The 26506-nt window shown below is 56.1% G+C and carries 23 protein-coding genes; 7 read left to right on the forward strand and 16 right to left on the reverse strand.

The features are described 5' to 3' along the window. Nucleotides 1–18: 18 nt before the first annotated feature. The 4 genes from HZB34_15050 to HZB34_15065 all read right to left on the reverse strand — a co-directional run bounded on the left by HZB34_15050 (nucleotide 19) and on the right by HZB34_15065 (nucleotide 3302). Complete coding sequence (locus tag HZB34_15050; protein MBI5317276.1) at nucleotides 19–711, reverse strand: hypothetical protein; 693 nt, start codon at nucleotides 709–711, stop codon at nucleotides 19–21. A gap of 113 nt (nucleotides 712–824) precedes the next feature. Continuing rightward, a complete protein-coding gene (locus HZB34_15055; protein MBI5317277.1) occupies nucleotides 825–1154 on the reverse strand; it encodes a hypothetical protein in 330 nt (109 codons plus the stop codon). A gap of 241 nt (nucleotides 1155–1395) precedes the next feature. Next, on the reverse strand, nucleotides 1396–2430 hold the full coding sequence (locus HZB34_15060) for an ankyrin repeat domain-containing protein (GenBank protein MBI5317278.1): 1035 nt from the start codon (nucleotides 2428–2430) through the stop codon (nucleotides 1396–1398). Nucleotides 2431–2846: 416 nt separating this feature from the next. Continuing rightward, complete coding sequence (locus HZB34_15065) at nucleotides 2847–3302, reverse strand: hypothetical protein (protein MBI5317279.1); 456 nt, start codon at nucleotides 3300–3302, stop codon at nucleotides 2847–2849. A 521-nt stretch (nucleotides 3303–3823) separates the two neighbouring features. Between HZB34_15065 and HZB34_15070 the strand changes: the two genes are divergently transcribed. Together HZB34_15070 and HZB34_15075 are read left to right on the forward strand one after the other, a co-directional pair. Then, on the forward strand, nucleotides 3824–4162 hold the full coding sequence (locus HZB34_15070; GenBank protein ID MBI5317280.1) for a hypothetical protein: 339 nt from the start codon (nucleotides 3824–3826) through the stop codon (nucleotides 4160–4162). Next, nucleotides 4143–4673: a hypothetical protein gene (locus HZB34_15075; protein MBI5317281.1), complete on the forward strand. Its 531-nt coding sequence runs from the start codon at nucleotides 4143–4145 to the stop codon at nucleotides 4671–4673. The genes HZB34_15070 and HZB34_15075 overlap by 20 nt, the downstream gene beginning before the upstream one ends. Before the next feature lie 76 nt (nucleotides 4674–4749). On the opposite strand, the gene aroC is transcribed toward HZB34_15075, so the two are convergent. The 6 genes from aroC to HZB34_15105 form a co-directional block, all read right to left on the reverse strand. Then, nucleotides 4750–5913, reverse strand: coding sequence for a chorismate synthase (gene aroC / locus HZB34_15080; protein ID MBI5317282.1), 1164 nt, complete (start codon nucleotides 5911–5913; stop codon nucleotides 4750–4752). 218 nt (nucleotides 5914–6131) lie between these two features. Beyond that, the gene (aspS, locus tag HZB34_15085) at nucleotides 6132–7895 is read right to left on the reverse strand and encodes an aspartate--tRNA ligase (protein ID MBI5317283.1); all 1764 of its coding nucleotides are present in this window, start codon (nucleotides 7893–7895) and stop codon (nucleotides 6132–6134) included. Beyond that, nucleotides 7892–8713, reverse strand: coding sequence for an rRNA pseudouridine synthase (locus HZB34_15090; protein ID MBI5317284.1), 822 nt, complete (start codon nucleotides 8711–8713; stop codon nucleotides 7892–7894). Before HZB34_15090 ends, aspS begins: the two co-directional genes overlap by 4 nt. A gap of 105 nt (nucleotides 8714–8818) precedes the next feature. Beyond that, nucleotides 8819–10378 carry a glutamine-hydrolyzing GMP synthase gene (gene guaA / locus HZB34_15095; GenBank protein ID MBI5317285.1) on the reverse strand — a complete coding sequence of 520 codons (1560 nt, stop codon included), beginning with the start codon at nucleotides 10376–10378 and terminating at the stop codon, nucleotides 8819–8821. Between the two features lie 94 nt (nucleotides 10379–10472). After that, nucleotides 10473–11939 carry an IMP dehydrogenase gene (guaB, locus tag HZB34_15100; GenBank protein MBI5317286.1) on the reverse strand — a complete coding sequence of 489 codons (1467 nt, stop codon included), beginning with the start codon at nucleotides 11937–11939 and terminating at the stop codon, nucleotides 10473–10475. Between the two features lie 124 nt (nucleotides 11940–12063). Beyond that, nucleotides 12064–15033, reverse strand: a complete 2970-nt coding sequence (locus HZB34_15105) for an SMP-30/gluconolactonase/LRE family protein (protein MBI5317287.1) — start codon at nucleotides 15031–15033, stop codon at nucleotides 12064–12066. A gap of 514 nt (nucleotides 15034–15547) precedes the next feature. Here HZB34_15105 and HZB34_15110 point away from each other — a divergent pair. Further along, nucleotides 15548–16354, forward strand: coding sequence for a hypothetical protein (locus tag HZB34_15110; GenBank protein ID MBI5317288.1), 807 nt, complete (start codon nucleotides 15548–15550; stop codon nucleotides 16352–16354). A gap of 365 nt (nucleotides 16355–16719) precedes the next feature. Here the strand turns inward: HZB34_15110 and scpB are convergent, their stop codons facing one another. The 3 genes from scpB to HZB34_15125 form a co-directional block, all read right to left on the reverse strand. Continuing rightward, entirely contained in the window at nucleotides 16720–17490 is a 771-nt protein-coding gene (gene scpB / locus HZB34_15115; GenBank protein ID MBI5317289.1) for an SMC-Scp complex subunit ScpB, read from the reverse strand. An 8-nt stretch (nucleotides 17491–17498) separates the two neighbouring features. Next, nucleotides 17499–18299, reverse strand: a complete 801-nt coding sequence (locus HZB34_15120; protein ID MBI5317290.1) for a segregation/condensation protein A — start codon at nucleotides 18297–18299, stop codon at nucleotides 17499–17501. A gap of 77 nt (nucleotides 18300–18376) precedes the next feature. Further along, complete coding sequence (locus HZB34_15125) at nucleotides 18377–19435, reverse strand: pentapeptide repeat-containing protein (protein ID MBI5317291.1); 1059 nt, start codon at nucleotides 19433–19435, stop codon at nucleotides 18377–18379. Between the two features lie 260 nt (nucleotides 19436–19695). On the opposite strand from HZB34_15125, the gene HZB34_15130 reads away from it, so the two are divergent. Continuing rightward, nucleotides 19696–20340, forward strand: a complete 645-nt coding sequence (locus HZB34_15130; GenBank protein MBI5317292.1) for a hypothetical protein — start codon at nucleotides 19696–19698, stop codon at nucleotides 20338–20340. A 122-nt stretch (nucleotides 20341–20462) separates the two neighbouring features. Here the strand turns inward: HZB34_15130 and HZB34_15135 are convergent, their stop codons facing one another. Both HZB34_15135 and HZB34_15140 read right to left on the reverse strand, forming a co-directional pair. Further along, nucleotides 20463–20918 (reverse strand): hypothetical protein, encoded by a 456-nt coding sequence (locus tag HZB34_15135; protein MBI5317293.1) that lies wholly within the window; start codon nucleotides 20916–20918, stop codon nucleotides 20463–20465. 124 nt (nucleotides 20919–21042) lie between these two features. Beyond that, complete coding sequence (locus HZB34_15140; protein MBI5317294.1) at nucleotides 21043–21519, reverse strand: hypothetical protein; 477 nt, start codon at nucleotides 21517–21519, stop codon at nucleotides 21043–21045. Nucleotides 21520–21755: 236 nt separating this feature from the next. Here HZB34_15140 and HZB34_15145 point away from each other — a divergent pair, with 236 nt between their 5' ends. The 3 genes from HZB34_15145 (at nucleotide 21756) to HZB34_15155 (ending at nucleotide 24415) form a co-directional block, all read left to right on the forward strand. Next, nucleotides 21756–22127 (forward strand): hypothetical protein, encoded by a 372-nt coding sequence (locus HZB34_15145; protein MBI5317295.1) that lies wholly within the window; start codon nucleotides 21756–21758, stop codon nucleotides 22125–22127. A gap of 183 nt (nucleotides 22128–22310) precedes the next feature. After that, nucleotides 22311–23801 carry a hypothetical protein gene (locus HZB34_15150; protein ID MBI5317296.1) on the forward strand — a complete coding sequence of 497 codons (1491 nt, stop codon included), beginning with the start codon at nucleotides 22311–22313 and terminating at the stop codon, nucleotides 23799–23801. Between the two features lie 215 nt (nucleotides 23802–24016). After that, the gene (locus HZB34_15155) at nucleotides 24017–24415 is read left to right on the forward strand and encodes a hypothetical protein (GenBank protein ID MBI5317297.1); all 399 of its coding nucleotides are present in this window, start codon (nucleotides 24017–24019) and stop codon (nucleotides 24413–24415) included. A 296-nt stretch (nucleotides 24416–24711) separates the two neighbouring features. Here the strand turns inward: HZB34_15155 and HZB34_15160 are convergent, their stop codons facing one another. Next, nucleotides 24712–25386, reverse strand: a complete 675-nt coding sequence (locus HZB34_15160; protein ID MBI5317298.1) for a formylglycine-generating enzyme family protein — start codon at nucleotides 25384–25386, stop codon at nucleotides 24712–24714. Nucleotides 25387–26506: the final 1120 nt, after the last annotated feature.

The raw sequence follows: 26506 nt of genomic DNA on the forward strand, positions 1-26506 counted from the left end.
GAAATCTACGGACAGAGGTTATTTCCCTTTACCATATGTGTTCTTGAGCCATTCCTGCGCTAGAGGCCACCAGTTATAGTAGAGAAGCTTCCCGTCTACTTCGGGCGCGATGAGTTTTCCAGTCGCTGTTGTTGGAATTGGACAGCCCGTAGCCCCTAAGCCCTGCTTCACCATCTCCCGCAGGATGGTTTTGTATTCGGGTTGTTCCAACTCACCGTTCAGTTTCTTGACAAGTTCCGCGGTGACGATGGACTGCGTCGTGAGGATTTTTTCCTTGCCTTTGGAGTTGACGACTAAATTGATGTCCTTGAACTCTGTCGGGAGTTCTTCCAACGTGATGCGTTTCCATGCCTTGCTCTCGTATTGGAAGAACACGTACGGCGGATTCGGTCGCCCCCATTTGATGTACGACGGGCATAAATTTGGCGCGGTCACGATGTACGGGGTACCGTTGAGAATATGCAATGCCAGCAGTTCGAAGTTGGCACGCCCGATGTCTTCGCCATATTCGCTCTTAAACTCAATGGTCGTGCTGGTATTGGGCAGGGTAAACGTAATGGTTTGTTCTTTTATCGGCGATGATTGTCCGATCTCATGCCGCCCCCCATAACTTTGTGAACGCTCGACAACCATCTTGCTGCCATCGTGCAACAGCACCTCTTCTTTCCAGCTTGGATCACCAAAACCGAATAAACCTGCGTCCGCGTTCATGGTCACCCCCAAGGTCAGGACCAGGCAACTGGTCATGCATAACCGCAACCACATATGTCGATTATTCATGCCGCGCTCCCTTTTATTCCCCGTTCTTTCTTCGTACCCCCTGCTCATGCTGAGGCTCTCGGCTTCGGCTGCCGCGCGTCACGCAGGCCGACCAATACTTGCTGAATCTGCTGATGCAATCGCGCGAGCACATCCACACTCATGGCCACGCGGGTGACGAGCGCACCGTCCAATCCTTTGGGCGTCGCTTGGCCATCCTTCGCGGTCTTGGCGATGGCCGCAAGGGCGGTGGGCTCGATGAAGCCGAAATCGACATAGGCAATCCCCTGCGCCACCCCGACGTTCGTGTAGTTCGTTGCACGCGGATGGGCCGACGACTCGCTGGGTTTCAAACGCACATTCAACGAAATGGTCTGGTCTGTTGCATCACTCATGCTGGTCGGCTCCTTGTGTGACAGGCGAGGGGGCTGGTGTGTTTTCGATACGAGCGCGTGCGAGGAGGAAATACATGAATTTCCCGTTTTTCTGATAGGAAGGAAAGCGAATATATCGAGACGTTTGGCCCCTGTCAATAATTATTTCATGAGATTCTTCGCACTCTCGGTTGCATTACGTAGTACATGGAGCCGCTGTAGGACAAGCTCCCCTTCTGAAGTCGAAACAGTGTCAGTGCGCTCACGGCTCCAGCAACGGCACCAGCGCGCTGTGGCCTTGCTGGCGCGCAAAATCCACCGGTCGGTGTCCTGTTGTGGCCTTGACCGATTTGTCCGCTCCGTGGTTAAGCAGTAACGCCACGATCTCTCGATGTCCATGCAATGCAGCGACATGCATGGCGGTCATACGGTTATTCGTCGTCGCCTGCGTCACATCCGCACCGTGGTCCAACAACAGCGTGACAATATCCCGGTGCCCATTTTCGGCCGCGATGAAAAGCGGGGTCACGCCATCCATCCTCGTCTGCTTTATGTTGGCGCCGTTGGCCAACAACAGTCCTACGGTTCCCCGATGCCCGTTCTGAGCCGCGATGAAAAGCGGGGTCGTGCCGTCGTTCTTCCTCGCCTGCTCCACGTCTGCGCCATTGGCCAGCAACAGCTCCACGGTTTCTCGATGCCCATTCTGGGTCGCGATGAAAAGCGGGGTCACGCCGTCCGTTTTCGTCTGCTCCACGCCCCCGCCGTGAGCCAGCAGCAGCGCCACAATGTTCCGATGCCCCTGTTGCGCCGCCATGTGGAGCGGGGTCGCACCGTCCGTCGTCGCCTGTGTGACCTCTGCACCATGGTCCAGCAATAGCGATACGATCTTCCGATGCCCCTGCTCGGCTGCGACGATGAGCGGGGTCGTCCCCTTCGTCGTCGCCTGTGTGACCTCCGCACCGTGGTCCAGCAACAGCGACGCGATCTCCCGATGCCCCTGCTCGGCTGCGACGTAGAGTGGGCTTTCACCATCTATCGTCGCCTGCGTCACCTCCGCACCATGGTCCAACAACAGCGCTACAATCTCCCGATGCCCCTTTTTGGCTGCGACCAGGAGCGGGGTGAAGCCGACTGGATTAGCCGCATTGACGTCAGCCTCTTTCTTGATTTGTGTGTTCACCTCACCAAGGTCCCCTGTGAACGCTGCCTTAAGCAGCACTTCGTCCACCGGCCGCATGGCCAGAAGTATCGGCATCAGTCCGAGCACCGCTATCAGCACGATCCACCGTCGTGTCATCTTGCTCTCCCGGGCTTACGGGAACAGGTCCAGCACGCTTCAGAAGAGCCAGACCTGTACCCTCTTGTCAGATTTTCCCCCATGCTGAACCAGGCTGGGTGGCACTGCTTGTCCGTAACACCTTGACGGCCCGCACGAGATCAAGGCAGCCTAACTAGACATCCTCCGGCAACTGAACAATGTCTGGCACAGGTATCTATCCTTCACCCTGCCTGCCTGTACGTACAAGTACATACGCAACTCTCATGCCGAACGGGCGCAGATTATCAGGAGCCTAAAAATCATGCTGTTAGACGAGTACGCACTTGGGGTTTTCAATTGGCGCGTGCTGGAGGTCAGATACACAATGAGGAAAACCATACAGGTGGCTAGGGTGTTGTCCTCTTCACCTGATGACTTGAGCTCCTCTGAGCGAGTTATTTTCCCCGGACGATCTTGGTGGCCATGGCTTTAAACAGCAATTCTTTTCCTTCCGTGTCCTTGACGTTGTCCGATGCCACATCGATGGTCGCGTGAACGACCACCCGCTCACCTTCACCGAGCAACGCAGGAGGATCATTCGCCTGACAACGGACCAGGTAGAGGACGTCAAGCGATCCCGTGTCATCCTCCAGAATGAACCCTTGCCCACAGATCGCTCGCCCGAAGCTGTCCAGTCCGTTATAGGTCGTCACGGTTTTCGTCTTGCCTTGGAGAATTACGGCACGGCGGTTGTTCGCCATCGGATTCACGGTAATCGATCCAATGGGAATGACCTCATCGACTGGTGCGGCGAACAGCAGTGCCGCCCAAAACCACCCACAACCGAAAAATCCCCAGACCATTCGTCCAATCCATCGATACGCTGCGCTCGGCGTGGTACGAACTCCCATGTCAGGCTCCTTTGAATGAGTCATCGTCAGGATGTGGATTTGATTGCGCCCTTGCACAGTTCCCATCCGACACTCTTCTCACCCTTAGACTTTCGCTTTTGGCTGCCGCACACCGCGCATACTGATCAGCACTTGTTGAATCGGAAACCGTATGGGGTCAGACACCGCCGCGACGGTACCGGAAGGGTGTCTGACCCCACGACAAATGGTGCCTGACCCCGTTCCAATCCTGAGCATCGATTTGGCACTCACCTTCGATTGTTCGGGTCCCGAATATACAAAGCGCTCGGCTGACTGTCAATCGATTTTGGGCTGGTAGAGGAAAATTAATTTATCGGGACAGGAGGGAAGACTGAGATGCTTCCGCGCGACGTGGAATACCAGCAATATGAGGGAGAGTCCAGACGGGGTCAGACACCACCGCGACGGTACCGGAAGGGTGTCTGACCCCACGACAGATGGTGCCTGATGCTGTTCCTGTGGCGGTTCTCCTCCCACCCAGGCTGTGCTACACTGGTCCCATGTCAGAACCGATTTCCGAACACTCGACAGCGCCACTCAAACTACTCCCGGCGTATCTGGGCACAGATTCGATTAGCGAGGCCCTCCGCACTGTGCAAGGGCAACGTGTGCTCTGGCTGGAAATCCTCATAAACGATCAGCTCGATCTTGCGCCTTGGCGATCCGATCCGGCAATGCAGCAGGCCTATCAGACGGCTTGCCGGTGGTATACGCAGTATCGTCGCGTTCTCAGTTCGCTCTTCGAGCGGGCGCCATTGCCGGTCAACTCAGGCCCGATCGACTTTAGGGACTATCGTCTGTTCGCCGAGGCGGTCTACTTTGCCTACGCTCACCGCTAAACACCTCCTCGAACTCCTGACTCAATTTGTGGATGAGACCGGCACCTCCGTTGACCTCCTTCTGGTCGGCGCCTTGACGCTGCACGCATACGGAGTTTCTGATCGTGCGACTCGTGATGTCGATGCGGAGATGGACGGCCCGATCGCGCCGCTGTTGGATTATCTGACGGCGCATCAGGTCCCGGCCGACTTGACGCAGAATTTCTCAGGATGGTCGGTGGTCGCGATGCCACCGGGCTATCGTGACCGCGCCACGGACCTCATCAATCAGGCAAACCTGCGGGTACGCGTTCTGGCGCCGATTGATTTTGTGATTGCAAAGCTGCGACGTGGAACCGACCTCGATCTGGACGATGCCTTGCTGGTGGCCCGGCACTATCGCCTGTCCGCCGACGCGATTCAATCCTCCGCTCGAGCTGCCCTTGCCGCCTCCCCGCAAGACACGGCACTGTTTCTGTTCCAGAAGACGGTCGATCTCTTCTGCAAGACCCTCTCAGCCCCAGCCCCATAATTACAGGCATAATACCCCCCGCCAGATCGTCCAGAGGTGTTCGCCTGGGAAACCGGAGTCTTTGTTCACACAGAAGCTACGCTTCGGCGGGATCGGGATCGATCTTCGTGGAGGATTTCTTTTTGCCGGCTGAGGTCGTTCGTTTCACTGAACCGGCAATCTTCGGAGTTTTCGTCGAGACATCTGCGTTCTGCGCGCGATGCAATAGCGCATGGTCCATGAGCACTAGCGCCATCATGGCTTCGGCGATCGGCGTGGCTCGAATACCGACGCAGGGATCGTGGCGGCCATTGGTCTCGACTGTCACGGCGTTGCCCTGCTTATCAATTGAACGGCGGGCCACACGGATACTTGAGGTCGGCTTAATTCCGATTGTGACGACGATATCCTGGCCGGTTGAAATGCCACCGAGAATACCACCGGCATGATTGGTCACAAAGCCTTCCGGCGTCAGCTCGTCGCCATGTTCGGAGCCACGTTGTGTGACGGAACTGAACCCGGAACCGATCTCGACGGCCTTCACGGCATTGACGCTCATCATCGCGCCGGCTAGATCACCATCCAGCTTCGCATAGACCGGCGCCCCCCACCCGACCGGTACAGACTCGGCCACCGTGGTGATCCTTGCGCCGACCGAATCGCCGGACTTACGCAACTCATCCATGAAGGATTCGAGCTTCGGTACGATGTCGGCACCAGCGGAGAAGAAGGGATTCCCTCCGATAGCCTCCCAACTTTGGAACGGCACTTCAATGGGGCCGAGCCGGCTCAGATACCCGCGAATCACGACACCATACTGCTCCCTGAGCCATTTTCTCGCAATCGCTGCGGCCGCGACTCGCACCGCCGTTTCACGCGCAGAGGCTCTTCCCCCGCCTCGATGGTCTCGAATTCCGTACTTCTGCCAATAGGTATAGTCTGCGTGACCGGGACGGAAGGTATCGATCAAATTACCGTAATCCCTGCTGCGGGCATCTTCGTTTCGAATGAGCAGCGCAATGGGAGTGCCGGTGGTCTTGCCCTCAAAGACACCGGAGAGGATTTCGACTGTATCTGATTCCTGCCGCTGCGTGACGTGACGCGACGTGCCCGGCTTGCGCCGATCGAGATCTTGCTGGATGTCACCGGCAGAGAGGGCCAGACCGGGAGGACAGCCATCCACGACACAGCCGATTGCAGGACCGTGGCTTTCGCCGAACGACGTCACCGTAAAGATTCGACCGAACGTATTGCCTGCCATGAAGCGGAGTCTCCCTATCGCAGGATGTTCAAAAAGACCAACCTTCTCACCCGCCCAACCCTGGTGCGCCGAGACGCGCCCTTTCCCAAGCGCGGCCGCAGCGAATGAAGAAGGCTTAGGTCGCGGTTAAGGTTACGTGTCGAACAGGTTCTTATTTGCTCAACCTTAGCCTCAGCCTCAATCTCCCAATAACGCTGGCGGACTTTTTCAACATCATGCTACTCGACGAGATCGAGCTTGATCCGCAACTCCTTCAACTGATCGGCACTGGCGGCAGAGGGCGCGTCGGTCAACGGGCACTGTGCCCGTTGCGTTTTGGGGAACGCGATCACGTCGCGGATCGAGCCCGCCTCTCCCAATAACATGATCAGCCGGTCGAGGCCGAACGCGATTCCGCCGTGCGGAGGCGCCCCGTAGTCGAGCGCATCGAGCAAGAACCCGAACTTCGCCTGGGCCTGCTCCTTGTTGATCCCGAGCAGGTCGAGGATGCGCAGCTGGATATCGCTCCGATGGTTCCGGATACTCCCGCCGCCGATTTCACTTCCGTTCAACACCATGTCATAGGCCTTCGCCCGGACTTTGAGCGGGTCCGATTCCAGGAACGCCACATCCTCGTCCATCGGCGCGGCAAAGGGATTGTGCATGAAAATGTATCGCTTCTCCTCCGGCGAATAGTCGAGCAGGGGGAATTCGATAACCCACAGAGGTTTCCAGGCCTTGGTATCGATCAGCTTCAGTTCTTCACCCAGCGACAATCTGATGCGGCCCAGGACATCGTGGACAATGGCGGCCTTGTCGGCGCCGAAGAGGACTAAATCGCCTGGCTTGGCCTCGGGAAGGGCCGCCGCGAAGGCCTTCGCATCCAGAAATTTTGCGATCACGGACTCCAGCTGCCCTTCCGCCGTAATCTTAAGCCAGGCGAGCCCCTTGGCGCCAAAACTCTTGGCCATCTCACCGAGCGCATCGATCTTGCTTCGCGGCGTGGCCGCTCCGCCCTTCACGATCAGCGCCTTTACGATCCCGCCCTTGGTCGCCGCTTCCTTGAACACCTTGAACTCGCTGGTCGCCGCAAAGGCGGTCACGTCATATAACGGCATATCGAAACGCAGATCCGGCTTATCCGATCCGTAGCGGCCCACCGCCTCGGCATAGGTCATACGCGGAAAGGGGGTCGGCAAGTGGACGCCCCCCGCCTCACGAAACACTGTGACGATCATCTGCTCCATCAAAGTCATCACTTGCTCGCGGTCGGCAAAGGACAGCTCCGCATCGATCTGTGTAAATTCAGGCTGCCGGTCATTGCGCAGATCCTCATCGCGGAAGCAGCGGGCGATCTGATAATAGCGATCAACCCCACTGACCATGAGGACCTGCTTGAATAGTTGGGGCGACTGAGGCAGCGCATAAAATTGACCGGGGTTCACCCGGCTCGGCACCAGATAGTCCCGCGCGCCTTCGGGTGTGCTCTTGGTCAGAATCGGCGTTTCCACTTCAAGGAAACGTTCTGCGTTCAGAAATCCACGAACGGCTTGCATGATGTCATGCCGGAGGCTCAAGAGCCGCTGCATTTTCGGGCGGCGAAGATCCAGATAGCGGTACTTCAACCGGATCGATTCCGTCACTTCTGCATCATCTTCGATGACGAAGGGCGGGGTCTTCGACTCATTCAGAATCTCGACGGCATCCACGAAGACTTCAACCTCACCGGTCGGCAGGTTGGAATTTTTCGACTCGTCAGGGCGGGCCATGACCTGGCCCGTCACCGACACGACCGACTCGCTTCGCAACTCGTGGGCGCCCTGATGGACCGCGGCATTCCGCTCGGCATTGAAGACCACCTGCGTGATCCCGGTTCGATCCCGCAGATCGATGAACATGACCATGCCATGGTCACGCCGCCGCTGGACCCAGCCGTTCAGGACGACAGTCTGCCCGACAGACGCTTTCGTGAGTTCCCCGCACCGATGCGTTCTAACCTTCATACCACCTTCGCTTTCTTGGATCGTGCCCATCCTACCCGGCTCACCCGCCTCTTCGGTCTTGGCGCCTGTTTCTCTGTATCCTCTGCCAAGGCCAGCTTCTGTTCCGCAAGCTCGCGCAGAGCATTCGCTTCACGATCCGTGAGATACCTGAACTCACCCGGCCCCAGATCGCCCAACGACAGAGGGCCCATCTTGATTCTCGTCAACTTCAACACCGGATGGCCGACCGATTCCAACATCCGCTTTACTTGGTGCTGCCGTCCCTCACGGATCGTAATCTCCAGCCAGGAGTTGAGCTTGGCCTTCTTGACCTTCTTGACGATGGCCGGACCGGTCATGCCGTCGTCCAATTGCACCCCTTGCTCCAATTGCCGGATCTGTTCATCAGTCAAGACCTGCTTGATCTTGATGAGATAGGTCTTCGGCACATGGTAGCGCGGATGGAGTAACGTCTGGGCCAAGTCGCCATGATTGGTCAGGAGCATCAACCCCTCGCTGTCGAAATCTAATCGACCGACGGGAAACACCCGCACCGAAATCCCACGGAGGTAGTCCTTCACGGTCGGCCTACCTCCCGGATCAACCAATGTCGACATCACATTCTTCGGTTTATTCAAGAGCAGATAGACGAAGGGCTGGGCGGAGCTCAGGTGCTTCCCGTCCACCTTGATGTGAACGCGATCAGGATCGACCTTGGTGCCGAGTTCCGTCACCACCTTGCCGTTGACCGTCACGCGCCCGGCGGCAATCCACTCCTCGGCTTTACGCCGCGAAGCCAATCCCGTCCCGGCAATGACTTTTTGTAGTCTCACTTCCATAGTTCGTTAGGCGTGAGGCGTCAGGTGTCAGGTGTCAGGCGACCGGAGGGCCAGTAATTCCCTCTCTATCACGCCTAACCCCTCACCCCTTACGCCTCACGTCTCCTATTCCCATTCGATCGTGGCCGGCGGCTTCGAGCTGATATCGTATACCACCCGGTTCACGCCTTTCACTTCGTTGATGATCCGGTTTGAGATCCTGCCCAGGACGTCGTTCGGGATCTTGGCCCAATCAGCCGTCATCCCATCCAGGCTCGTTACGGCGCGCAGCGCCACGACATGTTCGTAGGTCCGTTGATCGCCCATGACGCCGACGGTCCTGATCGGCAACAGCACGGCCAGTGATTGCCAGATCTCCCGGTACAAACCGGCCGCGCGGATCTCCTGGTCGAGAATGGTCTCGGCTGCTCGCAGAATCGCCAGTCGCTCCCTGGTCACAGCCCCCAGTACGCGAATGGCCAGGCCGGGCCCCGGGAAAGGCTGCCGCCAGACTATTTCGTCCGGCAGTCCCAGCTCCTTCCCCAACACCCGCACTTCATCCTTGAACAGTTCCCTCAAGGGCTCGATCAATTTCAGCTTCATCCGCGTCGGCAACCCTCCGACATTGTGGTGGGTCTTGATCGTGGCCGACGGTCCCTTGAAACTCACGCTCTCGATCACGTCGGGATAGAGGGTGCCTTGGACCAAAAATTTTGCGCCGCCTGATTTCTTTTTCGCCTCGGCCTCGAATTGTTCGATGAACTGTTTCCCGATAATTTTCCGCTTCCGCTCCGGGTTGGTCACTCCCTTGAGCTTGGCAAGAAATGAATCGGACGCGTCGAGAAGCCGCAAATTCAGATGCAGCTGTTGAGCAAAGGTCTGTTTGACCTGTTCCTTCTCTCCGCTCCGAAGCAGTCCGTTGTCGACGAAGATACAGGTCAGCTGATCGCCGATGGCCCGATGGGTCAAGGCCGCCGCCACCGATGAATCCACGCCCCCGCTCAGTGCACAGATCACCCGCTCCTTGCCCACCTGTTCGCGAATCTGCTGCACCGCGCTATCCACGTAGGACTGCATCGTCCAGGTCGGTTTGCAATTACAGATGTGGTACACGAAATTGCGGAGCAGCGTCGCTCCTTCCGGCGTATGAGCGACCTCCGGGTGAAACTGGAGGCAATAGATCCGGCGTTTGTGATCGTCACGCTTCATCGCGGCGATCGGAGAATTGGCCGTATGTGCGATCGAGCGGAAGCCCGGCGGCATCCGTTCGATACGGTCCCCGTGCGACATCCAGACAACCGTCGATCCATCTGTGCCGATGTCCTTGAAAAGGTCGCTCTGGTCATCGATCGTGAGATCGGCTCGGCCGTATTCTCGATGCTTGGATTTGGCAACCTCACCACCGGACAGATGTGTCACCAGCTGCATGCCATAGCAGATGCCGAGAATGGGAATCTGTTGATCGAAGAGTTCCTTAGGGATGGTCGGCGACTTCTTCTCGTATACGCTGGAGGGGCCACCGGAGAGTACGATGCCTTTCGGGCGATAGGCGAGGATCGTCGCCAAGGAGGCGGTGCAGGGCAGAATCTGCGAGTAGACGTGGGCTTCGCGAATGCGGCGCGCAATCAGCTGTGTGTATTGGGACCCGAAGTCGAGAACCAGGATTCTATCGTGCCAGAGTTCCATCAGAATTCGTTAGGCGTAAGGGGTGAGGGGTAAGGGGTATTGGGTCACGGAACGATCAGACTGCGTTGCTGGTCGCCTAACGTTTCACGGCGTCTTACTCCCAGTCCATCCGATAATTCGGCGCTTCCTTGGTGATGATCACATCATGCACGTGACTTTCGCGGAGGCCTGCGACCGTCTGCCGAATAAATGTGGCCTTCTGCTGTAAGTCTGAGATCGTCCTGCATCCGCAGTAGCCCATGCCGGACTTGACTCCACCGACCAATTGATAGATGACGGCTGCGAGCTTCCCTTTATAAGGCACGCGCCCTTCGATGCCTTCCGGGACCAGCTTCTGCGCCGGACGCCCGCCTTGCCCGTACCGGTCTCCACCGCCTCGCTCCATTGCGCCGATCGAGCCCATGCCGCGATACACCTTATAGGTTCTGGCTTGGTACAGCTCGGTTTCCCCCGGCGATTCTTCCGTCCCTGCCAAGAGTCCGCCGAGCATCACCGAGGAGGCGCCGGCTGCCAAGGCCTTCGTGATATCGCCGGAATGTTTGATTCCGCCGTCTGCAATGACCGGCACCCCACTGCCTGCCAGGACTTTCGCGCAATCGGCAATCGCCGTCAGCTGCGGCATCCCGGCTCCGGATACAATACGGGTCGTACAAATCGAGCCAGGCCCCACACCCACCTTCACGGCATCGACGCCGGCCCGAAGAAGGTCTTTCGCCGCTTCAGCGGTGGCAATATTCCCGGCGATCACGTCGAGCTCCGGATGACGTTTCTTGATCATCTTGACCGTATCCAGCACGGCTAGCGAATGCCCGTGGGCCGTATCGACCACAATCACATCCACCCCGGCCTTCTTGAGCAACGCCACACGATCTTCTGTATCTGGCCCCACACCGACAGCGGCACCGACACAGAGTCGGCCATGTCCGTCCTTGCAGGCATTGGGATACATGATGCGTTTTTCAATATCCTTGATGGTAATGAGCCCCATCAGTTCGAAATGCTTATTGACCACGGGAAGCTTCTCGATCCGATGCTCGTGCAGCACTTCGCGGGCCTTTTCCAGGCTCGTCCCCTCGGGCGCCGTGACGAGCTTGTCGCGCTTCATGATCTGCGAGACCTTCAAATCCATCCTGGTTTCGAACCGCAGGTCGCGATTGGTAAGAATGCCGACCAACTTTTTATCTTTCGTGACGGGAATCCCGGAGATCCGGTATTTCGCCATCAACGCATGGGCATCGCGAATCGTTTGATCGGGCGCAATGGTGATCGGGTCGAGAATCATCCCGCTCTCGGATTTTTTGACCCGGTCCACTTCGGTGGATTGACTCTCCGGCGACAAGACCCGGTGGATGATGCCGATGCCTCCTTCGCGGGCAATAGCGATGGCCAAACGAGACTCGGTGACCGTATCCATCGCCGAACTGATGATGGGGATGTTGATTTTGCTGTGGCGAGTCAGCCTTGTGCGCAGATCAGTTTCAGTCGGCAGGATTTGTGACTTGGCCGGAACCAATACCACGTCGTCGTAGGTCAATCCTAATCGCGGTTCTTTATCGAGCATGTCTTTCCTTCACGAGCAGACGGTTCATTTGGTTAGTTTGGTTCATTTGGTTAGTTTGGTTCAACGAAACAAACCAGATAAACAACAGAAGCCAGCCGCTTCTCCCGCAACGGCCTCCGGCCGCTTACGTCTTCGATGTGCCTTGCGGTTGCTCGATTTCTGCCACGGTCTCGGCGTCTTCCTGAAGCCGTTCGCTTCCCTCGTCGGCCGGCATGAACTGTTCAACTCTGGTGTTCCCGCTGTCAACGGCAAACACACTGCCTCTAGCATCCACCGCAATGCCATAGGGGAAGTTGAACTGCCCCTTTCCGTTTCCAAACCCACCCCACTGGGTGATGAAATTGCCTTCTTTGTCGAACTTCTCGATGCGGTGGTTGCCTGTATCCGTGACATACACATCGCCTGCCCCATCAACCGCAACACCCCATGGAGACCTCAACTGACCTGCCTCCTGTGCGAGAGCGCTGCTGGCATGGCCCGGTTCGGCACTGCCACCCCATTTGACCAGCAACTGAGGAAGCACATTGGTGCTGGTGTCGAACTTCTGAATCCGGTGATTCCCCATGTCGACGACATACACAAATCCATCAGTCTGGTCCACAGCCACGCCACGCGGGAAGTAGAACTGGCCATCTCCGCTCCCGAAGCTACCCCAAGACATGATGAACTCCCCGTTCATGTCGAATTTCTGCACGCGGAAGTTCGCACTGTCGACGACATACATATACCCACGCACCCGATCGACCGCGATACCCCAGGGTGAGTTGAACTGTCCTTCGCCGTTCCCGCGCGACCCGAACTTCATGAGATAGCCCCCGAGCTTCCCGTCGAATTTCTGGACGCGGTGGTTGTTCGTGTCGACGACCCAGACGTCGCCTTTGCCGTCGCACGCAATCCCGGTGGGGTTATGGAAATTCGCATTGGCCGAACCGAAATTTCCCCAGAGGATAATAAAGTTTCCCGCATTGTCGAACTTTTGTATCCGGTTGTTGCCGTTATCGACCACGAACAGCGAGCCCTGTTGATCGATGCTCAGCCCGTAGATTGGAGCCATGAACTCTCCGCCATGCAACAACGAGGCTCCCCGGCCCGTGCAGCCCCATTGAGCCACACAGAGATAGCCGGATGTGTTGATCAAAATAGTAGCCGCTGCAGGGGTAGAGACGTTTCCGCCCACATCCTTAAACCACACGTAGATCGACTTCTGCCCGTCTCCAGGGGAGAGAATGAAGGGAACCGTCGCGCCGAATTTGGTAGTTGGCGTGACGTCGACCCATCCCGGTGTCCCCGCCACCGGAGTCATGGGGGCCTCGGAAATAAAGTAGGCCCCCACTCCTGTATCGACGTCGTTCGCTGAAATCGTCACGATCACTTCCGGCGTATTTGCCATGAATGCGCCATGGTTGATCACGGCATAGGGGTTCTGGGGCGCCGTAATATCGATGAGTACCGGTGTGGCTGTCACTTCACTCGACAGCCCGCTTTCTGCGCCGGTCTCGAACACCGCGGTCACCGCATAGTAGTAGGGAGTATCGTTCGAGAGACCGGTGTGCACATAGGGATTCGGCGCGCCTTCAATCTTCGTCGCTGACTGGGTTGTGAGATTCGGAACGGTATTGAAATAGACGTTATAGGACTGGGCGCCGGGAACCTCCATCCAACTGAGGAAGGTTTCCGTATCGCCGGCTTTGACCGCCACGCTGCCGGGAGGCGGAGTCTCACTCGGCGCCTGGCTGGCCGCAGTCTCTTCTTTGCCGCGATTGAGCTCTTCATCCGTCGGCACATACTTCAGGATGCGGCTATTGCCGCTGTCGACCACATATACGGCGCCTTCTTTGTCGACCGCAATGCCATAGGGATAATTCAGCTGCCCCTCGGTCTTTCCACGGTTCCCCCAGGCACAGAGGAACGTCCCGTTGCCGTCGAATTTTTGAATGCGATGGTTTCCCGTATCAACGACATAGACGTTGCCGAGCGCATCGCAGGCAAGTCCCCAGGGAGACTTGAATTGGCCGGGACCGGACCCTTCCCGACCCCACTTAGCCAGAAAACTTCCGCGGGCATCGAATTTCTGAATGCGATTATTGCTTTCATCAGCCACGAATATATTGCCGACAAAATCGACCGCTACACCACGGGGAAAGAAGAAGGCGCCATCGAAGCTCCCGTCGCGGCCCCACTTGAGTAACGCTGTTCCATCCGAGGTGAATTTCTGGATACGTGCGTTGCTCGTGTCGGACACATACAGATTACCTTCCGTATCCGTAGCCAGCCCCCAAGGCACATCGAATTTGCCCAGATCAGCCCCGCGCCAGGCAAACCCGAACTTGCCCCAGGCCTGCATCGGGTTACCACTGAGATCGAATTTCTGAATGCGGTTATTACCGCTGTCTGCCACGTACAATACATCTCTCGGTCCGACTGCCAATCCGCGAGGATAGTAGAAGCTGCCTTCCTGTGAAGAGGGGTCTCCGCCCCATCGCGCGAGAAACTTCCCCGACTTGTCGAACTTCTGAATCGAATGGTTATCAGTATCGGCGACGTAAATATTGTTATCCTTGTCAAGCGTGATCCCCGTGGGCGAGTTGAACTCGCCGTCGTCCACACCCCCTCGACCGATGCTCAGAGCCAACAGATAAGGCGAGGGAATCGCCATAACCTCCTGAGACTCGAGACTCTCCCCCTTCTGCGTCACCACAGTGACGACGTAGTGGTAACAGGTCCCGTTGGCCAGATCGTCATGGACGAACGGGCTCTGAGCACCTTCCAGACAGTTGCCTTTTTCTTTGTTCACTCCAATGACGGATTTAAAGTCGTCGTCAGAGGCTATTGGACGTGTGAGCTCGGAGGGCTTGATCATCACGCCCTTGGTCGTTTGGAAGTAGAGGTTGTAATACATGGCTTCCGGAACGGGATCCCAGGTGATGGTGATCCTACCGTTCCCCGATTTCGCGGCCACATGAGCCGGCGGTGGGGGAAGTTCTTCCTCTGCCGCAATTGAATCGCCGGCACCCCATTCTCCCTGGGTTCCGTCGATGGTGAGATGCAATCGATCGACTCGAAACATCTCGTCGAACAGCCATGCTTTGATCATAGGGTGGTGCCTTGTGTAACTAGACCGGGTGATACGGAAGAACTTCGCCTGTTTCAACAACTTAGATTGGGAAATGGAAGTCTAGCAAAGGGGCTTGAGGGGAGTCAACGGGGGACGGGGATGGAGCCTGATGATCTTCTGTGCTCGCGGAACGCGCGGTCGCAGAATGATGGGAAGGGCAGCCTAATCGCCCTCCTGCTCGCGGAACGCGCACGATAGGAATGTGCTCGTTCGACGCGCGCAATCGAGGGTCGACTAGGCTACCCTTAATAATGACCTGGGGAATTGGACTACCGCGCGCAGTGGAAGATCAATCAGCCCCCATCCCTGAAGGGGCCACGAGCAAGCTTGGAAGGATCAATTAGATTTATGGTGGTCGCTCGATGCGCGCAGTGAAGAGCAGCGAGGGGCCCCGTTTCTGGGAGAGTATAGGAGGAAGAGAACGCAGTGAGCCAGGCCGGGCGATTTTACGCTATTCTTTGCGCTCCTTGCCTCTCTGAACTACAGTCGTCTCATGCGACTGCAATCTTCGTCATCGACATGCAAGGCAGCGATTACTTGTCCCAAGTGTGGATTTGAACAAGAGGAAGGACCGGAATGCCGACGTTGCGGAATCATCTTCTCTAAGTTCAAACCGCTGGTTCCGGCAGTCGAGGAGCCGACGATCGCCGATACTGAGACCACGACGCAGCCAGCCCCGTCCGGATCGCTCGCTCAGGTATTCCGCTTGCTTTCCTGGATCTCCCTGCCCCTCACAATCGGAATCTTACTGTTGATCCTTCGCCAGGCACCGCCACTGCCGATCCAAACCGATCCGCAGGCAGCCGATCGCGTCGCAGAAAAAATGGCTCAGCTGCAAACGGCTGTGCAATCGAATCAACCTCATGCCCTTTCGCTCAACGAAGCAGAGTTGAATCAGTGGATGCGCGAGAATCTTGCCATTGCCTCCACCCATCAAGCACAGCAGGCCGATATCCCGGTGCCAGCTGGACACGAGCCGACCGTCCAAGAAGTTCAATCGGCATTGAAAGACGTCCGTATGAACCTAATGGGCAATCAACTTCGGGCCTATGCCCTCTTTGCCCTCTATGGAAAAGAGATTTCACTGCAACTCGAAGGTACGATCACCACCGAAGGGGGCTACATCAGGCTACGACCCACTGCCGGCAAACTCGGCTCATTACCCATTCCCTCCTCGACCCTCGACAGCGTCGTCCATCAACTGTTCGACTCACCGACCAATCGAGACAAATTCCAGCTTCCGCCCCAGATTGAATCCGTCCGGGTTGAAAACAACAGCCTCGTCATCACCACACGTTAGACATGGGGTTACAGAATCAGCTTGGGGTGACCAGGTATCTCTCTTGATCACTTCTTTCACCCCTCAATCCCAGGAGCACAGGAGGAGCCAATGCCTGACTTTGCCCTACTCTGCCTCGTTGGAGGTTGAAGTCGAGGCAAAGCTGATTTGGCTAATCGCGTAAGATCGTTCTCGTCGAGGTGTGAGAGCGAAATGAAGTCAGTGTGAGGCGACTTTTTTTAGGAGTGAAGGGTAGCCTGTTGATCCTCGATTTCCCCAGAAGGAGTGGGCAGATCGTTCTTCACTGCGCGCATCGAGCGACCACCGTTTTATCGTGGGGGCTCTGCGAGCAAGAAGAACGGTCTGCCTGCTCCTTCGCTTCCTGATCAGGCCTGTTCGACCGGCTCTTGGAGCATGCTCTCGCTGCTCTCGGCATCGAAGGCTAGCTCTATCGTACCGTCTGCCAGATCATTAGACTCTTCCTCGATTGGCAAGAGGGCCTGCTCAGATTCGCCGAGTTCTTTGAATTCACGTAGCGGTGGGAGCTGACTCAAATCCTGTAATCCGAAATGCTCAAGGAAAAACTTCGTGGTTCCGTACATGATCGGCCGACCCGGGACCTCCTTGCGACCGACGATCCGAACCAGTTTCCGTTCAAGCAACGTTCTCAGGACACCGGACGTTTCGACGCCACGAATCTCTTCGATCTCAGACCGCACGAGCGGCTGCTTGTAGGCAATAATGGCGAGGGATTCGAGTGCGGAGCGAGAGAGTTTTTGTGCCACCTTGGCTTTATCCATCCGTTTCAGCCACGGTCCATACTCCTGCTTCGTCACCAGCCGATACCCGCCTGCGATCTGTACAAGCTGAATGCCTCGCCCATCCTGATCTAAATCGTGCGCGAGCATCGTCAGTGTCTGAACCACTTCAGCTTTTGAGATCTTTCCCAAGATAGACGTCAGCCGAGCGACCGGGACCGGTTCGGACGACACGAACAAGACCGCTTCGAGAATGGCCTTGAGTTCCCGCTGGTCGATGGCCTCCGCTTGGCTGTCCACTACCTCGGCACCGGCATCCTTGGACGCATCCTCCAACACCCCGTCACCCTCAACAGCAGACGGTGATCCTACCGAGGTGCTGTCTGTGTCTTGCTCCATAGTTGAGCTCATGCTCCCCTCCATTCAGCATCATCCCATTCTGCCGGGTCCGGTACGAGTGAGAACGCGCGCGACACGAGAATTGGCCCGAAATGTTCTGCCTGGAATACTCGAGCCGTTCGAAGCCTCATCAGTTCCAGCAAGGCCAAGAATGTGACAATGATGACAAGACGATGGCAGGAGCGTTCGAAGAGCTCGACAAAACTGACCGACTCCCGCCCTTCCAACATTTCCAAAATCGCGTTCATCCGCTCCCGAACCGTCAAATTATCCGGCACAATCTCCAGGAGTTGCTTCCCGGGATTGCGATCGAGGATTCCCTGCAGGGCATCCACTAAATCGAACAGACCGACCTCCTCCAGCAGACTCTCATCAGATTCCAGTTGGGACGCCTGGCTCGGCTCACGGCTGTAGATCTCACGCCAGAGCCGCTCGTGCTCATCCAACTGACGGGCTGCCTCTTTGAACTTCTTGTATTCAAGCAGTCGCCGCACTAACTCTTCACGTGGATCAGGCCCATCCTCTTCATCGGGAACCGTCTCATCGGCTGGCAGCAGCATCTTCGACTTGATTTGTAGCAAGGTGGCCGCCATCACAAGAAACTCTCCCGCAACAGTCAGATTCAGCTCTTCCATCGCTTCAATATAGGTGAGGTATTGCTGCGCGATCAGATGGATGGGAATATCGTAAATATTGATCTCGCTCTTCTTAATGAGATGGAGCAAGAGATCAAGAGGCCCTTCAAAGTTTTCGATGCGAACCTGATAGGGCAGCTCTATTTGTTCCGCAGCGTCTGAGTGGTGATCCACAGATGAGCTTATACCAGACTTGGTAAGGCGGAGCAAGCATGCATCTATTAGTAGTGGTGACCAGGGATTCGCTGCCCTTATCGTGACCTTATCACATAGACAGCTAATAGGGCGATGGCGGCCAGAAGCGTGAAGCCGACCGCGTAGGGGACCATCCGATTTTCGCTCTCTTGCGCCGCCTGTACGGTTGCTGGTTTGGCTGCTCCTGTAAACTGTGGTTTCTGGTTGAAATGGGCTTTCGAAAAGTCGTCCCGTCCCTTGAATGACGCATCAGAAAAATCCGCCGTCGATTGGAATCTGGCGCCGGGAAAGTACGTGTCTCCGTCGAAAAGGGTAAAGGTAAAAAACGCTTCGCGTTCGAAGGTCACCTCGGAGAAATCCGCCCTCCCTTGAAACCGGCTTCCGGAAAACCCGGTTCCCAGGGTGAAATAGCTGTGTGACAGATCGGCATCCTTCTCGAAAGTCACTTCCAAAAATTCCGCCAGCCCGTTGAACCTCGATTGCCGGAAGGTGACCGGCCCTTGAAAGACCGATCGATGAAATCTCGTATGCGGACCGAACATCGTGCCCTCAGCGTACAAGCCGCGCAGAAACCGCCCTTGCACAAAATAGGACTCCCGCAAGAACTGTGCGCCTGACAGAGTCACTGGCTGAAGGAATACAGATCGTGAGAGATCTACCACCTGCTCAAACCTGGTCCCGTTAAACGACACAGGACCCTGTATCACCAGCAACCCTGTTGTTGATCCGTACCTGATCGTTCCTCGTACCACCGAATTGACAATCTTCATGGAGCCGGAAATCAGACGTACCTCGAAACCTTGCAGGTCCTTCGCCCCCTCAAGCTCAGGCGGCAGCCTGCCTACAGGCAACGTATCCAAAGATAGATTGCCGCGAATGACGACCCCTGCAAGATCAATCCCCTTCCCTTCTCTGAACGCCTGCAGTACCTGTGTGGCATCCACCGCTCGCGCTTCTCGCTCTTGTTCCGTGCAATCGACGCTCAGATGCCGCACCAACCCCACCCCCGGCCCTGGATCAGATGTCTCCACCTGACAGGTCGATCCGCCGGCGCCGGACGGCAGCCAAAGAATAAGCCCTCCGATCATGATCCATACACAGACTCTCTTCATCATGTAGGCCCTTATACGGAATACCCTGGCCCAACGCAAGGCAAGGACCGGCAATTGACTGTACTACCGACCAGGATTTGCTAACCTTTTTAAACGCACGTATCAGCAAATTGGTTCATCGGTTTGGTTGGTTTATTTAGTTTATTTGGTTGGTCTGATTCATTTGACTTGTTTCGTTCCTCTGATCGGAACCAACCGGACGAACAAACCAAACCAAATTAACCAAATAAACCAGATCAACCATCCTGCTCGGAGGTTTCGTGATGCCACGTCACTTTGCCGCAACCTACATATTAATTGCGGCCCTCCTCTGTGGAATTCCAGCCTCGGTTTCAGCGGACAACGTCATCGAACTCCCGGTCCTGGCAGCCATTCGCCAAAACAATCTTGGCGTGTTTGAAATCCTTATGATCTGGTGGGACAAGAAAGCGGAACCGAATCCCGTTCAATTGCAATGGCTCTTCGGCGGCGTACGACTGGGAAATACTCATTTAGGAGCCATGGCCCAAGCCTTTGCCTACGCCGTCGAACGGACCCCCTCAATCCAGCACAGCGGGACCGTATCAGTGCAAGGGGTGGCCTATCAGCCGGCAGGCAGCGACGGGCCAAGCGCCGGCGCAGCCATGGCCGTGGGCTTCATCGCTATGTTCAAAGGAGAGCACATTCAGCGGGGCATCGCGTTGACCGGAACTTTTGAACCGGGTGGGCACATCGGCCCCGTGGGCGGCATCCCAGATAAGATTCGCGCCGCCGCGCGGGAAGGGTATCGAACCATATTAGTTCCACGCGGACAGATTCACGACCCGCGATGGAACTTGAACGAACTGAGCTTTCAACTCAATGTGACGGTAAAGGAAGTCGACACAATCGATGAGGCGTATCAACTGATGACGGGCCAAAAGATATAACAAAAATGTTCATCCGGTTTGTTTGGTTTATTTCGTTTATTCGTTTAGGGTTGTTCAACCAAACAAACTAAACAAACCAAATAACGGTCTTCATACGCTGGACGGCCTTTTTGAGCATACTGCTATTTCAACTCTCCTGTGGCTCCACTTAAAATCCCGTCGTACTCCGCCTGCGTCAACCGATGCATGCCCAATCTCAAGCGTCGGGCGAGTTCGGCCTGATCGGCTATTTGGAGCACATTGAGCAACAATGCCTGACTGGCTGCAGACGAGTAGGCTATGCGACGCACCCCCTTGATTCGCACGAATCCAAATCTGGCCTCCGTTCTGAGATCGTCTCTGAGGAATGCATCCAGCGCCGGAAAGTCCAGCGCAGGCGGCACCATCTGAAACTCGGCATAGATTCCGACCTTCAGCACATACACAAGACCTCGGGATTCAGCATCAAGATATGTCTGAAGATTTGTCCGTATCAGCTCAGTGCAGAGTCCCCAAAGGCCATGCCCGAGTTGCAGCTCTGCGCTTTCCTCCGAGGTGCGTTCGCGCAAAGCCCCGGCCACAAACAAAAAATGACTCATTGGAATTCATCACAGAGAACACATCAGGAGGGCGGCTTACATGGGAAAGGCGCCATTCGACCGAGACAGCCTACGACCGAACGACTCGACCAAGCTCTAATAGAGGCGGCATCCCCTGCAAGCGTCAGTGGGTATGATAGTCGTCTGCGTCGTCTAGCAGTCCTTCGGGTTTTTCGGGGAAACCCTCGTCTTCATCGTCCCCGTCCAGCGTCAATTCTTCTTCCACGTCTTCATCGGCCTCAACGGCAATATCTACATCCTCATCGCCCAGTTCCTCGTCGAGATCGGCATCTTTCAACATCGACGCCCCCATCAACTGCTGCGACACTGACCTCTTCGATTCCTCTTCCCCGACAGGCTTCACGGATTTCTTGTCTGAGGCTGAAACAACCGGTTTCTTCTGGGCTGCCTTGGACACCGCTGCCACGCGTTTCTTAGCAGTCTTCTTGGGGGCAGATTTCTTGATCCTCGGTTTCTTCGCGATCTTTTTGGCCGATTTCTTGGCAGCCGGTTTCTTGCCAGCCTTCTTCACTTTGGACTTTGGTTTGGCCTTCGCCTTCGCCGCATTTTTCTTTCCCGGTCGCTTTTTGTTCTTGGCCATCGAATTTCTCCTCTCTCATCTGTTAGATGTCAGACACATCCTCCATCTAGCATGAACCTAAGGGTTTTGCAACTTACACTTCTGCTCCATCCGGTCACTTCCGGCAGGTGGGAGAATCCTATAATTGGGTGACGCCGTCAAGGGCAAAACCAACGAGTGCAGCCAGAGTGCCTCTACATTCCTCAGAGACCAAAATGGTAGAATAGCCACCTGTACGATCAACCAGCAGGAGGACTATGAGCCTTCGGATTCTCATCACCATCTTCTCGCTTGGACTATTCACAGCCTGGCCAACCACCGCCATGCCCCCCTATACCGCCATCATCATCGATAGCGGGTCACCCTATTTCGTCCCGAAGTCCGCCACCGTCGCCAGCGGGGCTCCAATCAGATGGGACAATCCCACCGCGACCGAACACACCATCACTCATGTAGACTGTCTGAAAGAACCAACCGCTTGCGCCTTCGATTCCGGACTCGTCCTGCCGAACGGTAGTTTTACGGTGCCAGGACTCGCTCCAGGTCGCTACCCCTATCTCTGCCGAATCCATCCCATCATGCATGGGATCATTATCGTCACCGACCAGATTGTTCCTTCGCAGCTTTAGCCCATGGTCTGTCTGGTCTGTCCGGTCTCTCTGGCCTATTCTGTCTATCCCGTCAGACACCAGACAGACCAGAAAGACCGGGCGACAACGAGACCGACCAAAGTCCCGCTTCACATCCCTTGAGGCCTTGCGAGAATCTGACCACCCGTGTAGGCTTCGGCGCTTCAACAGATCACGTCGATCATGAAACCAGCTGTCGCCACTCACGAACCCCTCAGCCTTACTGGAGAAACACTCAATCGCCTGGCCTGGCACATCCCCGATCTCGTCGCATACCAGCACAACGCAGACGAATGGTGGTTTGCACCCCTCGATGACAACCTGCCGATCATCCGACTGAATCGCACCGGCCTGGAAATGTTACAGGCGATGAATGGCCATACAACAGTGGGCACGCTGGCGGAAAAGTATGGGCAGCTGGTCTGCGGACCCGACGGGCAGCCGGGACGGTGGCATTTGGAACGTTGGGCCCTGCCTACTTATTCCTTATGCTACTACGGCACAGAACCCCCTGGCGGGCACCGCCACAAGGCCAAGTGGGATCTGCTCCTCCAACAAATCCGGGAGGGCTGGTCGGGGCAGGAAGGGTTTGAGGGAGAGGAGCATCTTGAAGACTTTCATCAACATGCACTGACCGACAGTGGTACAGACGACGGCCACTTCGATCTGATCGAAACCACCGTTTCCCACCTCTTTCGAGAGCCGAATGACGCACTCAACGGCTTGACCTACGGCCGGCTACTCATGCGGCAATTGCGCAAGCTCGGCTGGTTCACCCCCAAACCCCATGTCATCGTAGAAGTCGGCGGCGGCCTCGGATACCTGGCCCGTGAGGCAGGCAAGGAACTCTTGCCCTTTGAGAAGCAGACCATTCGGTACATCTCCCTCGACATCACCGAGCCTTTCCTCGCGCTGCAAGTCACTCGTGCCAAGGCAGGAGGTTGGGGCGGCATCGGTACCCGTGCCAATGGCGAATGGCTGCCCTTCAAAGATCATTCGGTCGATCTTGTGATCGACAACGAGAACATGGCCGACATGACTCCGGTGAGGTTGTCCAGAAAGGAACTGCTCGAAGGAACCGGCGACAGCCCGCAGCATCAGGAAGCGTTGGATTGGATCAGACGGGTGCGGGTGCCGTTGGGCAGGGACCTGCCTGAAGATGTGATTTTCAACCTCGGTCCTTTTCGATTCGTGGCGGAACTGTGGCGGGTATTAAAGCCGGGCGGCAGGGCATTTCTTACCGAGTTCGGAATTGAAGAGGGCTGGCCGGCGCCGGTTAAACTGCCAGGCCACACGGAATACGAAGTCCAGTACAGCCACTTGCGCCTCGCCACTCGCTGGCTGGGGTTTCAAGAGCGTTACCTCTCGCTGCCACAATTCCTCGCCATCAAACCAGACAGTAAAGTGCTCTGCACCGGCGCAGCCTATACCATTCAGCGATTCTGCCGGGCCATGAACAAACCCTTCATCGTGCGAGCTTACACCGAAAAGGAACTGCAGCAGACACTCGGCGACATGCTCCAAAAACTCCATGGCTGCCATTACCACGACGTAGCAGATCCTGCCTGGTTCGGGCTCATCGACTTCAAAGTTTTGTTATTGGAAAAGCCCGGCGGGGTTCAGAAAGCCAACTTCACCGAACAAAAAGGCTATCGATGGTATTCACAGCGGTAGGACTGCTACGCAACCGTCATCGTGATATTTTAGTTCCGATCGTCTCACATCGGACACAACGCAATTACTACGATACATCCCTTCCCGTCTCTTGACCGCTGCAAAATCATCAATACCTCGAAAGGTATGATTTATGCCTATTGTGCTGTCTGCGTATCTCCCCCTAGTGATCCCTGGAAGCGCCAGGTGTCCCGTCCGGTCAGGAGGTGTGAGCCATGAACACTCATTTCAAGATTCTGGGAATTATTGCTCTTACGGTTGCGCTCGCATGGAGTCAGTCAGATACAACGCTCGCTGCTCCTACTCTCATAGGCACCAATAGCGGCACCCTCTCTCTACAAGAACGTGCCGGACCTATGGTTGCTACGAAGCCTGTCACACCTTCTGCCGGTTCATTATTCCGCGATGTGCCGTCACTCAGTGAGCGCTACTCTGTCAGGGAGATGAGATTTCTTCCGTATATCGGGGCAGGCTTTGGCGCCGGCTACACCTCTGAACTCGACCGTACACTTGCACCGAATGTACCACCTCAACACAACCTGAATCTCGGCGGTCAATTAGGGCAAAGTATGGTCCCGAATGAATTTCAACTGGGCATTCGAATCCCCTTCTAGCAGACTGCAGAAAAACTCGGTTTACACACAATATGCTGTTGGAATCTTCCATGTTGGCGCCGATGGCAACAACGCCGCAGGATGCTCAAAATGGCCAGACTTCTCACCCGCCCAACCCTGACGCGCCGAGACGCGTCTTGGCCCAGGCAAGGCCGCAGCGTCTGAAGAAGGCTGAGGTTGAGGTCAAGGTTGAGCAAAGATTCTGAGGTCCCTCATCTCAACCTTAGCCTCAGCCTTAACCTTCCAATAACGCTGGCGGACTTTTTCAGCATCCTGCTAGGGACCAGAGCCTGGAGTTACGGAGTCTTGGCGCAGCGGAACCCTGTGCCGAGGCCTCCGAACGACGGCAAACGGCTTTCCCGATCCGCACTACGCAGGTCTTTCGGACTGCTGCCCCAGGAGCCGCCACGGACCACTTTGTAGTCGCCTTTTGGCGGTCCTGTCGGGTTCCTCGCTGGACCGGTCTTGTAATAGTCCTTGCTATACCAGTCGCTGACCCACTCCCAGACATTCCCGGCCATGTCGTACACACCATAGGGACTCTTGCCAGCTTCATAAATCCCCACCGGCGTTAACACCACGTGGTTGTTCCATACTTCTTTCTTCATATTCGCGTGAAAATTCGTCGGGAGTTGATTCCCCCAGGGATAGGTCCGGCCATCCGTCCCTCGCGCCGCCTTCTCCCACTCGGCCTCTGTCGGTAGGCGCTTGCCTGCCCATCTGCAATAGGCATCTGCATCCGCCCAATCCACATTGACGACCGGACGCCTTTGGTTCACGGGTTTGTTCATGATATGCCAGTCAGCCGGTGCTTCACGGGCTGTCGCATCCAAGAACACCCCATATTTCCCTACTGACATCTGGTCCTTATCCATCCAAAAGGGATCCAGATAGACCTTGCGCACCGGCTGTTCGTCCGGGTCTCCCCCCAAACTCCCCATCGTAAACTCTCCCGCTGGCACCAGCACCATTGACGAATCCTGAACCTTGCTTGATGCAGTCTTCTCATAACTCCGTTTGTGGCTCTGTGGGATTCTCTGTTGCAGTTGAGAGTAGACCAGCTGTTGCTCGTCATCGAGGCCCAGCTTGTAGGCAATGTCCAGGGTATCCTCGGCCTGACTGACCTGCTTTGGTGAAGGGTTTGGCTCGTTGATGGCCTGCTTCGCATCGTCCAGCAAGCGCCAGACTTTGGATTTTTGCCCCCGTTGTTTGGCCAGGCTGGCCACTGAGGATTTCGCATCGAGCTCCAGCGATGTCCGGTAATGCTCTTCTGCGCAGGCCCAGGCTTTCAAGCCTCGACAGGCATCGCCAAGATAGAAGTGCACCATGGCATTCCCGGGGGTTTTTTGCAGATCGGCTTCAAAGGCTGTGCGCGCCTCCTGGTACTTCTGTTGATTCAGAAACTCCATACCAGTGGAGGGTTTCTTGGCACCCTTATCAACCGGCACCCCGGCCATCGCCGTGTTCGCATCAAGGCCGAGCAAGATGACGAGCAGGAGGGCTTTTCTCATATCCGACTCCCTTATTGAAAAATACCGGCGATTGCACCGGCTCTGCTTAATCTGACGCGAGGAATATATGCCTCACGCATTAGAAACACAACTTTGCTGGATCATGGGGCATCCCGCTAGGGTACCTTTGCAAAAATTGACAGGATATTTCCTAACCATACACCGGTAAGGTCGCCTTTCTCTCTCTCTGAATATCCGCAATCCCCATACCAGCCACGTTTTGGAAGGGCACATGTCACACAGTTCACGGCAACTCTCATGACAAGCCCTGGATTCTCCCACAGTCACAAGTCATTGCGCATTTGTATGATGAAACGATCCCATGGCGCGTAGAGAGTGCGACCCTGGTCCCATCATGTGGTGAATCAACGCCGCAGGATCAAATATGATTCAGCCTGAATCATTTCATACTCGCATTCTTGAAGTCTCGTTCTTCGTCGATCCCTTGCTCCCGGAGCAGAGACGGGATGAAGCCTGATGATCTTCTGTGCTCGCGCAACGCGCGGCCTCCGAAGGGTCGGAAGGGGAGTGGCCAGGTGCCCTTTTTGCTCGCAGAACGCGCACGATAAAGCGGTGCTCG

Source organism: Nitrospirota bacterium (genome assembly GCA_016219645.1).
In the GTDB taxonomy this organism is placed as follows: domain Bacteria; phylum Nitrospirota; class Nitrospiria; order Nitrospirales; family Nitrospiraceae; genus Palsa-1315.